This is a genomic window from Povalibacter uvarum (assembly GCF_014202975.1).
Taxonomy (GTDB): Bacteria; Pseudomonadota; Gammaproteobacteria; order Steroidobacterales; family Steroidobacteraceae; genus Steroidobacter; species Steroidobacter uvarum.
In genome coordinates this window covers 1,110,816-1,122,740 of the sequence record NZ_JACHHZ010000003.1, presented here as the reverse complement: position 1 = coordinate 1,122,740, position 11,925 = coordinate 1,110,816, and the positions used below count along the sequence as shown (strand labels likewise).

Genomic DNA, 11,925 nt, shown 5'->3' with positions numbered 1-11,925 from the left:
TCACCTTCTCCATCCATGCCCTCCATTACCGTCACCACCGATCCTCGCGGCGTCGCCACCCTGCTCCTGAACCGTCCTGAGAAGCACAACGCGCTGGACGGCGATACCTTGCGCCAGCTCCATGACGCGCTGGTCGAGATCGAGAACGACCCGGACATCCGTGCGGTAATCCTCACCGGCGCAGGTGTGAGTTTCTGCGCGGGTGCGGACATCGCGCACATGCGCTCGATGATGGATGCCACCGAGCAGCAGAACGTCGAAGACGCCATGCTGCTCGCGCGCTGCCTGCGCGCGCTCGATGAACTCCCGCAGCCCGTCATCGGCCGTGTGAACGGTAACGTCTACGGCGGCGGCCTCGGGCTCGTCGCCTGTGCGGATATTGCTATTGCAGTCGAGCCCGCGAAGTTCGCCCTGACGGAAGTGCGTCTCGGCATCGTTCCTGCCGCAATTTCACCCTACGTAGTGGCAGCGATCGGCTCGAGGCAGGCGCGACGGCTGTTCCTTACAGCCGTTCCGTTCGATGCCGCGCATGCGGCCCAGCTGGACCTCGTGCATTTCACGACAACTCCGGATCAGCTCGATGCGAAGGTCGCGGAACAGCTCGATCTGATCCTGCGCGGGGGCCCGCTTGCGCTCCGCGCCGCCAAGAAGCTCGTTCGGGATGTCTCGCCCCCGGTCGACCGTGATGTCCTGGGGGATGAGACCGCCCGACTGCTGGCTCGCCTGCGGGTGAGCGCCGAAGGCAAGGAGGGACTCTCGGCGTTTCTGGAGCGTCGCAAGGCGAACTGGGTCGGCGAATAGCCGCAGATTCCACGAGTCCCACCCACCCTTTCCGGGTGGGACCCTTCCGCCATGCGAACGTCGATGAATCTCGTCAGTTCGGGGCTTTGTGCGCCGCAAGAAAGCGGCTAACATCCGGCGCCTTCGCGATCTCCTCGAGGTATGCCATGCAGCTTGAAGGAAAGCTGGTCGTCATCACCGGCAGCGGCCGCGGCATCGGCCGGGCCATGGCCGTTGCGTTCGCCCAGAAGCGCGCCAACGTCGCCCTGCTCGACCTCAACGCCGCCGATCTCGACAAGACATCGGCCGAATGCCAGGCGCTCGGCGTCCAGGCACGCACCTATCTCTGCAACGTCAGCCGGGAAGACGAAGTCGCCGCGACGCTCGACGCCGTGGTCACGGACTTCGACCGGCTCGATGTGATGGTCAACAACGCCGGCATCACGAAAGACGCGATGCTGGTCAAAGTCCAGGACGGCAAGGTCGTCGGCAAGATGTCGAAGGACCAGTGGCAGGCCGTCATCGACGTCAATCTCACCGGTGTGTTCCTGGGCGCGCGCGAAGCCGCGGCCCGCATGATCACGCTAGGCAACGGCGGCGTGATCATCAGCACGTCGAGCATTTCGCGCGCGGGCAACATGGGCCAGTCGAACTATTCGGCAGCCAAGGCCGGCGTCGCGGCGATGACGGTGGTCTGGGCCAAGGAACTGGCTCGTTACGGCATTCGCGCCGGGGCGATCGCGCCCGGTTTCACCCGCACGGAAATCCTCGATGCAATGAAGCCCGAGATGATCGAGCGTGCGCTGTCGGCGGTACCGCTGAAGCGCATGGCCGATCCATCGGAAATGGCGCATGCAGCGATCTTCATCGCGGAGAACGATTTCTTCTCCGGACGTGTCATCGAGCTCGACGGCGCGCAGCGCATATAGGTAGGACGCAATGAAATTGAATCAGGTACGCGCAGTCATCACCGGCGGCGCTTCAGGGCTCGGCAACGCGGTTGCGGCGAAGCTCGTCGCTGGCGGCGCGAAGGTCACGCTCCTCGATGTGAATCAAGCAGCCGGCGAAGCAGCCGCGCAAGCACTCGGCGATGCCGCCACGTTCCAGACCGTGGATGTGACGAGCGAAACCGCCGTCAACGAAGCCATCGCCGCCGCACGCGCCTCGATGGGCTCGATCAATCTCGCAGTGAATTGCGCCGGCGTTGCATGGGCCCGCCGCCTCGTGAACAAGGAAGGGCCGATGCCCGGCGACTTCTTCCGCAAGGTCGTCGAAGTGAATCTCGTCGGCACGCTGCAGGTGGCTAAAGCCGCGGCAGCAGCGATGGGCGCCAACACGCCGAACGAGGAGGGCGAACGCGGCTTGATCGTGATGACCGCGTCCGTCGCGGCGTTCGATGGTCAGATCGGACAGGTCGCCTACTCCGCTTCCAAGGGCGGCGTCGTCGGCATGACGCTGCCGATGGCGCGCGACCTCGCTTCGAGCGGCATTCGCGTCATGACGATTGCGCCCGGCATCTTCAAGACACCGATGATGGCCGCGATGCCGCAGGAAACGCAGGACTCGCTCGGTCGCCAGGTCCCGTTCCCTCCCCGGCTCGGCCGGCCCGAGGAGTACGCCGCGCTGGTGGCCCATATCTGCGAGAACATCATGCTCAACGGCGAATGCATCCGCCTCGATGGCGCGATTCGCATGGCGCCGAAGTGAGAGCGAAGAAGCGGATGGCGGATAGCGGATGGTGACTGGTCGGAGGAGAGACGGGATGAACAGAGCAGCTATATTCACACTGGTTGCACTGCTGCAGTTCGGTTGTGCTACGGCGCCGACGCCTCCTGCCGCCGATGCGAAGAAACCTGCCGCTGTCCCTGCGCTCTCCGTTCCCGTCGACTACTACAAGCTCTCGAACGGCCTTCGGGTCGTTCTTTCCGAAGATCATTCCGTGCCGGTCGCCTCGATCGGCATCTACTACAACATCGGCTTTCGCATCGAGCCGAAGGATCGCACGGGATTCGCGCATCTGTTCGAGCACCTGATGTTCCAGGGCTCGCAGAACCTCGCGAAGGGCCAGTTCTTCAAACTCGTTCAGGGACTCGGCGGCACGCTGAATGGCTCGACGCGCTTCGACTTTACGAACTACTACGAAGCCTTCCCGTCGAACGCGCTCGAGACGATGTTGTGGGCCGAGGGCGATCGCATGCGCAGCCTCGACATCACGCAGGAGAATCTCGAGAACCAGCAGGGCGTGGTCAAGGAGGAAGTGAAGGTCAACGTGCTGAATCGCCCCTATGGCGGGTTCCCGTGGCTGCAGTTGCCCCAGTACGCCAACACCAACTGGTACAACGCCCATAACTTCTACGGCGATCTGCAGCACATCGACGCTGCCACGCTCGAAGAGGCGCGCACGTTCTTCCGCACGTACTACGTGCCAGGCAACGCCGTGCTCGTCGTCGCAGGGGATTTCGATCCGGCGCAAGCGAAGAAGTGGATCGAGCAGTATTTCTCGACGATTCCCGCCGCACCGGTGCCTGCGATTCCCGATGTCTCCGAGCCGCGCCAGACGGCCGAGAAGCAGGTCAGCTATACGGATGCCCTTGCTCCGCGCCCCGCGCTCGCCATCGGCTATCACGTTCCGCCGCGGTGGACGCCCGAGCACTTCGCCTTCGGGCTGATCGACGAGATCCTGCTGCAGGGAGAATCTTCCCGCCTGCATCGCGATCTCGTGCAGAAGCGGGGCTTCACCGACAGCGTCTCCGGCGGCATCAACCTGCTCGGGAACATGTTCAACTACAGCGGTCCGATGCTCTGGTCCGCATCGCTGCTCCATGATCCGACCACGCCGCAGGCTGAAATCATGGGAGCGTTCGATGAGAATGTCGAACGGCTGCGCACCGAACTGGTGACGCAGGACGAGCTCGATCGTGCACGACGCACGATCCGCTCGCAGCTCTACGACATCGTCGGTTCCAGCACGCGGCTCGGCCTCATCGATCTGCTCGCATGTTTCGCTCTCTTCGATGACGATCCTTCGCGCATCAATCACATCGAAGCCGAATTTGCGAAAGTGACGCCGGAACTGGTGCGCAAGACCGCGCAGGAATACCTGCGACGCGACAATCGCACGGTGATGACGTTGACGCCGGGCAAGGCAACGCAGAACCAGGGAGCAGCGCAATGAATAAGCTTCAGTGGTTCGCATTCGCCGTCCTCGCGTCCGTAGCGAGCGTGACAGGCGCTCAGCAGGCTCCGCCTCCTCCGGGTCCGCCGCGTCCCTTCCAGTTGCCGACCCCGGTAACGATCTCGCTGCCGAACGGCGTGCAGGCGACGTTCGTCGACTTCGGCGTCATTCCCAAAGTCAGCGTTGCCGTTGCAGTCCGCACCGGCAATCTCAACGAAGGCGACAAGACCTGGCTCGCGGATCTGACGGGCGATCTGCTCAAGGAAGGCACGAAGGATCGCAACTCGGGTCAGATTGCGGATGCCGCAACGCTGATGGGCGGTCAGCTGGGCATCAGCGTCACCGCCGATGAAACGCTGTTGTCGCTCGATGTGCTTTCCGAATACGGTGCCGACGCGGTCGGATTGCTCGCCGAAGTACTGACGACGCCGGCGCTGCCGGAGAGTGAGCTGGCGCGAATCCGGCAGGACTACCTGCGCAATCTCAGTGTCCAGACGACGCAGCCGCAGGCCATTGCGGGCGCGGCCATGGCGGACCTTCTTTATCCCGATCATCCCTACGGCAAGTCCTTCCCGACAGTTGAGCAGCTGAACAGCTACTCGATCGCTGACATCCGCGGCTACTACGACGCAAACTTCGGCGCCCGTCGGACACATGTGTACGTCGCTGGCCGCTTCGATCGCGCAGCTATCGAAAAGGCGATCCGCGAATCGCTCGGCGGCTGGCGCGAGGGCGCCCCGCCGCTGCAACTCGCGCCGACTGATGCGCGCCCGCGAACGGTGAAGCTGCTCGATCGACCGGGCGCACCGCAGTCGACATTGCGAATCGGCAAGCGGGTCATCGATCCCACGCAACCGAACTTCATGCCGCTTTCCGTAGCGAACACGATGCTCGGCGGCGTTCTGACCTCTCGCATCACGATGAATCTGCGGGAGGCGAAAGGCTGGGCCTACTCGCCCGGCAGCGGCATCGCCACGCAGTACCACCAGGCGACGTGGCTCGAGAACGCCGACGTAAAGTCGGCCCAGACCGGCCCCTCGGTCAGCGAGATCTTCAAGGAGATCGATCTGCTGCGCTCAGAGGCACCGACGGAGCCCGAGCTCACTTCCATCAAGAACTATCGCAACGGCATCTTCGTCATGTCGACGAGCACACGCGGCGGACTGATCGGCCAGCTCGCCTTCATGAACCTGCAGGGCCTGCCCTCGAACTGGCTGACCACCTTCGTCGACCGGCTCTATGCCGTGACGCCCGCGCAGATCACGCAGGCCGCTCGTGACCATCTCGACCCGACGCAGATGTCGGTCGTCATCGTCGGCGACCTCGCGACAGTGAAGCCACAGATCGAAGCCATCGCGCCGCTGCGCGATGCGATTGCCAAACCCTAGAAGCCACGCTTAACCAAAGTCATAACGAACGTATGAGCGAAGCCATCGAACGCGAAGTCATGGAGTACGACCTGGTGATTGTCGGCGCAGGTCCCGCCGGCCTCGCCTGTGCGATCCGCCTGAAGCAGCTGAAGCCCGACCTGAACATCTGCGTGCTGGAGAAAGGCTCCGCGGTCGGGGCGCACTCGCTTTCCGGTGCAGTCCTCGAGCCCGCCGCACTGGAGAAGCTGCTGCCCAACTGGAGCACCGAATACACGGGAATGAAAGTGCCCGCGGTCGAAGACGATGTGCGACTCATGACCAAGACCGGCTCGTTCAAACTGCCGAACTGGGCAGTGAACCTTACGCCGATGAACAACCACGGCAACTTCATCGTGTCGCTGGGACAGCTCACTCCGTGGCTGGCACAGCAGGCGGAGAAGCTCGGCGTCGACATCTTCCCCGGCTACTCGGCCGCGGAAGCACTCTTCGATGAGCAAGGCGCCGTCAAAGGCGTTCGCATCGGCGACATGGGTGTCGAGCGCAATGGCGAGCCCGGCCCGAACTTCACACCGGGTATCGAGATCCACGCCGGCACGACGATCATCGCGGAAGGCTCACGCGGTTCGATCGCGAAGCAGCTCATCAAGAAATTCAACCTGCGCGAACACTGCGATCCGCCGACCTTCGGTCTCGGATTCAAGGAGCTGTGGCAACTGCCGCCGGGCCGGGTGAAGCCGGGTCGTATCGAACATGCGTTCGGCTGGCCGCTGGACGTCAACACGTATGGCGGCAGCTTCCTTTATCACCTCGACAACGATCGCGTGTACGTGGGGTACGTCGTCGGCCTCAACTATGAAGATCCGCGACTGAAACCGTTCGAGGCGTTTCAGCAATTCAAGAACCATCCGCGCATCAAGCCGCTGCTCGAAGGCGGCGAAATTCTCTCGGCTGGCGCGCGCACGATTGCGGCGGGCGGCTATCAGTCGCTGCCGAAGCTCGACATGCCCGGCGCGCTCATCATCGGCGATGCCGGAGGCACGCTGAACGTCTTCAAGATCAAGGGCATTCACCAGGCGATTCGCTCGGGCGCGCTCGCGGCGGAGCATCTGGCAGCCGAAGGAAAGTCGGCCGGATTCGACGCCCGCTGGCGCGCATCCGAAGGCCACAAGGAACTGCACTCCGTCCGCAATTTCAAACCCGCGTTCAAGAAGGGCCTGTATTTCGCGATGATCAACGCGGGTATCGAGGCCGTGCTGAAGGGCAAGACGCCCTGGACGATGCGCAACACCGCGGACTGGTCGGCACTCGAAAAGCTCGCCGACTACCAGTCGCCGGATCGCCAATGGATCGATCGCTCGCTGCCGCCGCGCGACCGGCTCGCGTCAGTGTTCTTTGCCGGCAACGTGCACGACGAAGCACAGCCGATCCACCTCAAGGTCGCCGACACGAACATCTGCGCCACGCGCTGCGTTGTCGAGTACGGCAACCCTTGCGAGAACTTCTGCCCGGCCGGCGTCTATGAGATGGTCCCCGACGGCGACAAGGGCAAGCGCCTGCAGATCAACGCGGCGAACTGCGTGCACTGCAAGGCCTGCGACATCAAGGATCCCTACGAGATCATCACCTGGACCACGCCGGAGGGCGGCTCAGGACCCAACTACCAGAATCTGTGAAGCAGCGAAGCGGATTGCGGTAGACAAGCGCCGGGGCGGAACGGTATTGAGTGCTCATCCGGCGTTCTTACCATCCGCCATCCGCTATCCGCCATCCCCTTCATGAATCCCATCTGGTCGCCTCCCCCCGAGCGCATCGCCGATGCGCACATGACGCGATTCATGCGCTTTGCGCGTGAACGCCATCAGGCGCCCCTCGCTGACTACGCTGCTCTGCATCGCTGGTCGGTCGAGTATCCGGAAAACTTCTGGAGCGCCCTATGGGACTTTGCCGAGGTACGGGCCGAGCGCAAGGCCGACCGCGTACTCGTCGACGGCAACAAGATGCCCGGCGCGCAGTGGTTTGTCGGCGCGAAGCTCAATTTCGCCGCGAACCTCCTGAAGCTCGACGACGACTCCCCCGCGATCATCTTCCGCAACGAGCGCGGCGTTCGCCGCGAATTGTCGTGGCGGCAGCTGCGCACTGAAGTCGCCCGGATCGCCGACGGATTGCGGCAAGCCGGCGTGAAGGAAGGCGATCGCGTCGCGGGCTACCTGCCCAATCTGCCGGAAGCGATGATCGCGATGCTGGCAACGGCCAGCCTGGGCGCGATCTGGTCCTCGTGTTCACCCGACTTCGGTGTGAGCGGAGTATGCGATCGGTTCGGCCAGATCTCTCCCAAGGTACTCATCGCCGCCGACGCGTATCCGTACGCCGGCAAGACTCTCGATTGCCTCGCGACCGTGAAGTCGGTCAAGCAGACGATTGCGAGCATCGAGCGTGTCGTGATCGTGCCGTACCTCAGCGAAAAGCCGGCGATCGCGGACATTCCGGACGCCGTGCTGTTCCCTGATTTCGGCTCCGCCGACGCGAAGCTCTCGTTCGCGCAATTGCCGTTTGCTCATCCCGTCTACATTCTCTATTCCTCGGGAACGACGGGTGTGCCGAAGTGCATTACCCACAGCGGCGGCGGCGCTCTCCTGCAGCACATCAAAGAGCATGTGCTGCATTCGGATCTGCGGACAGGCGACCGCTACTTTTACTACACCACCTGCGGTTGGGTGATGTGGAACGCCCTCGCCGGTGCGCTCGTCGCCGGTGCGACGGTCGTGCTCTTCGACGGCTCACCAGTGCAGCCCGATCCCCGCATCCTCTGGCGCATGGCCGCCGAGGAGAAACTCGCATTCTTCGGCACGAGTCCGCGTTTCCTCACCGCCTGTCAGCAGGCCGGCGTAAGGCCTGGCACCGAGTTTGACCTAAGCGCGCTGCGCACGATCATTTCGACAGGCGCACCGTTGAGCCCGGAGAGCGTGCGCTACGTGTATCGCGACGTGAAGCAGGACGTGCAGCTGGCGTCCATCTCAGGCGGCACGGACATCCTCGGTGCATTTGCGCTCGGTTGCCCGCTGTTGCCGGTCTACGAGACCGAGATGCAATGCCTTGGTCTTGGCATGAAGGTCGAGGTGTTCGACGAGAACGGCAAGCCGGTCGTCGACACGCAGGGCGAACTTGTCTGCTCCGCGCCCTTCCCTTCAGTGCCCATCGGCTTCTGGTCCGACACCGATGGCTCACGCTTTCACGCGACTTATTTTGCCCGCTATCCGAACGTCTGGTGGCACGGCGACTTCGCCACAGTCACGTCGCGCGGCGGCCTGATCGTTCATGGCCGCTCTGACGCCGTACTCAATCCCGGCGGCGTGAGGATCGGCACCGCGGAGATCTATCGCCAGGTCGAGAAGGTGTCCGAAGTCGCTGAATCAGTGGCGATCGCACAGAGCTGGCAGAACGACGTCCGCGTCGTGCTCTTCGTGAGACTACTCGACGGGTTGACGCTTACCGACGAACTGCAACGAAAGATTCGCGACACCATCGGCCGCAACACGACGCCACGGCACGTGCCGGCAAAGATCATTCAGGCGCCGGACCTGCCGCGCACGCTCAACGGCAAGCTGACTGAGCTGGCGGTGCGTGAGGCGGTCCACGGCCGCCCTGTTCGCAACACCGATGCGCTTGCGAACCCGCAGGTGCTCGAGTTCTTCCGCGATCTGCCCGAGCTGCAGCGTTGATGGACAACGTCAGCGCCCACTACCAGCGCGAATGCGCACGCCTCGGCTATCAACGGGACGCTGCCCAGGAGCGCATCGTTGCGCTGCTCGACGAGTTGCGCCTGAGGCTCATCAAGCCGCGCTCCGCCGGCCTGCTGAAAGGATTGTTCAACGGCAAGCAGCGCGAGCTCGAAAAGGGTCTGTACATCTGGGGCGGCGTAGGCCGCGGCAAGACGTGGATGATGGACCTGTTCTTCCATAGCCTGCCCTTCAAGGACAAGCAGCGCAGTCACTTCCACCGGTTCATGCAGTCCGTGCATGACGAACTGAAGAAGCACAAGGATCAGGCCGATCCGCTCGAGCTCGTCGCCGAGAAGATCGCTAAGAAGACGCGGGTATTGTGCTTCGACGAGCTCTTCGTTGCCGACATCGGCGATGCCATGCTGCTGGCGAATCTTTTCCGCGGTCTCTTCGATCGGGGCGTGACGCTCGTCGCGACCTCCAACGTGCCGCCCGACGATCTCTACAAGGATGGCCTGCAACGAGCGCGCTTCATACCGGCGATCAAGTTGCTGAAGGAGCACACCCAGGTAGTGCAGATCGACAAGGGCGTCGACTTCCGCCTGCGCGCGCTCGAAAGCGCACCCACGGCTTTTGCTGCGGGCGACGCCGGGACCCCAGGTTCGATGACACAACTCTTCGAGCAGGTTGCAGGCGAAGCCGGCACGCCGAATGCGACGCTGACGCTGAATCACCGGCGCCTGCATCCGAAGCGGCTCGCAGAGGATGTCGTGTGGTTCGACTTCAAGGAACTCTGCGACGGACCGCGTGGCCAGGCCGACTACATCGAAATCGCGCGCTGCTTCCACACCGTGATGCTGAGCGATATTCCGGTGCTGACGACCGAGTCGGAGAACCAGGCCCGGCGCTTCGTCACCCTGGTCGATGAGTTCTACGATCGTGGAGTGAAGCTGATCGTTTCGACCGTCGCGCCGGTGACACAGATCTATCGCGGCTCGAAGCTCGCGTTCGAGTTCGAGCGGACGTCGAGCCGGCTCATTGAGATGCAGTCGCAGGAGTATCTGTCGCGGCCGCATCGGCCGTAAGACGAAGGGGGACAGCGGATAGCGGATGGCGGATGGTTCGAGAAAGACAGCACGAATTCTGACGCGTCACTCCCGTGCAGGCGGGACTCCAAGGTCTTCCGACAAGATGGATCCCCGCCTGTGCGGGGATGACCGTGAGTGCAGATTCTGACCATTCACCATCGCTATCCGCCATCCCCTTCCTTATCACGCCACCTTCTGGACTTTGCGCCTCACCTCGGCCTTCTCGCTCGCGTACGACGCACCGGCCTGATCACCGGCCAGATCCAGCGCCCGCGCCGTCAGCTGCCAGTTGAAAGGACTGGTCGGCTTGAGATGAGTGCGCTCCGATGCCAGCGCCCGCGAAAGGCTCGCATTGCCGGCACGCAGCGCGGCTTCGACGAGTGTCTGATGCACGATGTCCCGCTGTGCGTTGCTGCCGCCGAACCGGTTCGCGATCGTGCGCACCGGCAGCAACAGCTCGACTACATCGTTGTAGTACCCGGCGCCGAAGGCCAGCAGCGCCTGCGCCATCGGCAACCCGACGTCGCGCGACATCATCGCGTTCGTGTCGTTGCCGAGCGCTTTGCGCTCCAGCGTTGCGATCGTGCGGGCGACGAGATCGAGACGCTGAGCGCCGATGAACGACATCACAGCGTGAACGTCGTTGAAGGCGTAGTAGCCATGATCGATCAGCGGTGCCCAGGACGCCGCGAGTGCCTGCCAGCGCGATCCGACATCGACTCCGCGCAAATGCAGGCGCCACAGCAACGCAGACGCGTCGATCATTTCGAGCGGCACTTGCGACGCCACCGGACGCACCTTGCGGTCGTACAGCTGCAGGACTGCCGGCACATCGCCCGTGTCGAGGTGATAGAGCGCGAGGTGCCACCAGTTGTGGAACGCAAAGCCGTTCTCGGGCGCCCAGTCCCGTTCGCGACGAGTCAGCCAATCGATGCCGTCTCGCACGCGTCCGGTCATTTCCATGACGTGCGCGACCGCGTGCACTGCCCAGGGATCGCGAGGATTGAGGTCGAGTGCGCGCCGGCCGGTGTCCTCGGCCTGCGAGTACGCACCGCACTCTTCGAGTCCGAAGGCGTGCATGCCGAGCACATAACCATAGCCCGGTACCGTCGAGTCCCAGTGCGGCAGGACATGCGCAACGCGATCCCGCAGCATCGATGAATGTCCCAGCAGGAAGTCTCCGACGTGAGCGACCTGAAGTGCCAGCAGATCACGCGGATAGTCCAGGAGGATGTCGCCATAAGCGCGGATCGAACCGGCGAAGTCGCCATGCAGCCACTTGCGAGCCGCCGCCGCATGGGCGCGCTCACGCTCGTTGGCCCGACGGCCCACAGCCTCGACCGCCTCGATGCTCGACCGCAGCATCGGCACGAGCGTCGGATCGGTCGACGTCACGATGAGGGCGGCCTGGAGGCAATGGCCCATCGCGAAGTCCGGGTCGGTATCGATCGCCACGCGGATCGTCGTCATGGGATCCGCGTAATAGCCGGCTGACAATTCAACAGCCTGCTCGTAGTGATGCAGCGCATCGCGGCTGTGCGTCGAAACGGAAACGCCGCGGCAATCGGTAAGAGCCATTGGATGAGTCCTCCACACCGGCAACCCCTGCCGGCCTCGTGGGTACATTTGTAGACCCCTCGCGTGAGGCGACAGTCTCGACAGGCGTGAAAAAAGCGTGAAAATGGCCCCGCGGAGGGCTGCCGGCGGGGGTAGCCCCGCCGCCATCGTCACCCGGCACGACGGGCGCCGTTTTTCATAAGAGCGGCGCGACTGCGCTTTGTCGGTGCGGATCC

The 11,925-nt window shown here is 63.4% G+C and carries 9 protein-coding genes; 8 read left to right on the top strand and 1 reads right to left on the bottom strand.

Going from position 1 to position 11,925, the window contains the following annotated elements:
• Window positions 1-15 precede the first annotated feature (15 nt).
• The 8 genes from HNQ60_RS16370 to zapE all read left to right on the top strand — a co-directional run bounded on the left by HNQ60_RS16370 (window position 16) and on the right by zapE (window position 10,129).
• On the top strand, window positions 16-801 hold the full coding sequence (locus HNQ60_RS16370) for an enoyl-CoA hydratase-related protein (protein ID WP_184333672.1): 786 nt from the start codon (window positions 16-18) through the stop codon (window positions 799-801).
• Between the two features lie 146 nt (window positions 802-947).
• Window positions 948-1,709: an SDR family oxidoreductase gene (locus tag HNQ60_RS16365; RefSeq protein WP_184333670.1), complete on the top strand. Its 762-nt coding sequence runs from the start codon at window positions 948-950 to the stop codon at window positions 1,707-1,709.
• 10 nt (window positions 1,710-1,719) lie between these two features.
• Window positions 1,720-2,487 (top strand): SDR family NAD(P)-dependent oxidoreductase, encoded by a 768-nt coding sequence (locus tag HNQ60_RS16360; protein ID WP_184333668.1) that lies wholly within the window; start codon window positions 1,720-1,722, stop codon window positions 2,485-2,487.
• A gap of 55 nt (window positions 2,488-2,542) precedes the next feature.
• Window positions 2,543-3,955: a M16 family metallopeptidase gene (locus HNQ60_RS16355; protein ID WP_184333666.1), complete on the top strand. Its 1,413-nt coding sequence runs from the start codon at window positions 2,543-2,545 to the stop codon at window positions 3,953-3,955.
• Entirely contained in the window at window positions 3,952-5,343 is a 1,392-nt protein-coding gene (locus HNQ60_RS16350; protein WP_184333664.1) for a M16 family metallopeptidase, read from the top strand. Before HNQ60_RS16355 ends, HNQ60_RS16350 begins: the two co-directional genes overlap by 4 nt.
• Before the next feature lie 32 nt (window positions 5,344-5,375).
• A complete protein-coding gene (locus HNQ60_RS16345) occupies window positions 5,376-6,998 on the top strand; it encodes an electron transfer flavoprotein-ubiquinone oxidoreductase (protein ID WP_184333662.1) in 1,623 nt (540 codons plus the stop codon).
• Between the two features lie 102 nt (window positions 6,999-7,100).
• Window positions 7,101-9,044 (top strand): acetoacetate--CoA ligase, encoded by a 1,944-nt coding sequence (locus HNQ60_RS16340; protein WP_184333660.1) that lies wholly within the window; start codon window positions 7,101-7,103, stop codon window positions 9,042-9,044.
• The gene (zapE, locus tag HNQ60_RS16335) at window positions 9,044-10,129 is read left to right on the top strand and encodes a cell division protein ZapE (protein ID WP_184333658.1); all 1,086 of its coding nucleotides are present in this window, start codon (window positions 9,044-9,046) and stop codon (window positions 10,127-10,129) included. Before HNQ60_RS16340 ends, zapE begins: the two co-directional genes overlap by 1 nt.
• 186 nt (window positions 10,130-10,315) lie before the next feature.
• On the opposite strand, the gene HNQ60_RS16330 is transcribed toward zapE, so the two are convergent.
• Entirely contained in the window at window positions 10,316-11,710 is a 1,395-nt protein-coding gene (locus HNQ60_RS16330; protein WP_184333656.1) for a tetratricopeptide repeat protein, read from the bottom strand.
• Window positions 11,711-11,925 lie beyond the last annotated feature (215 nt).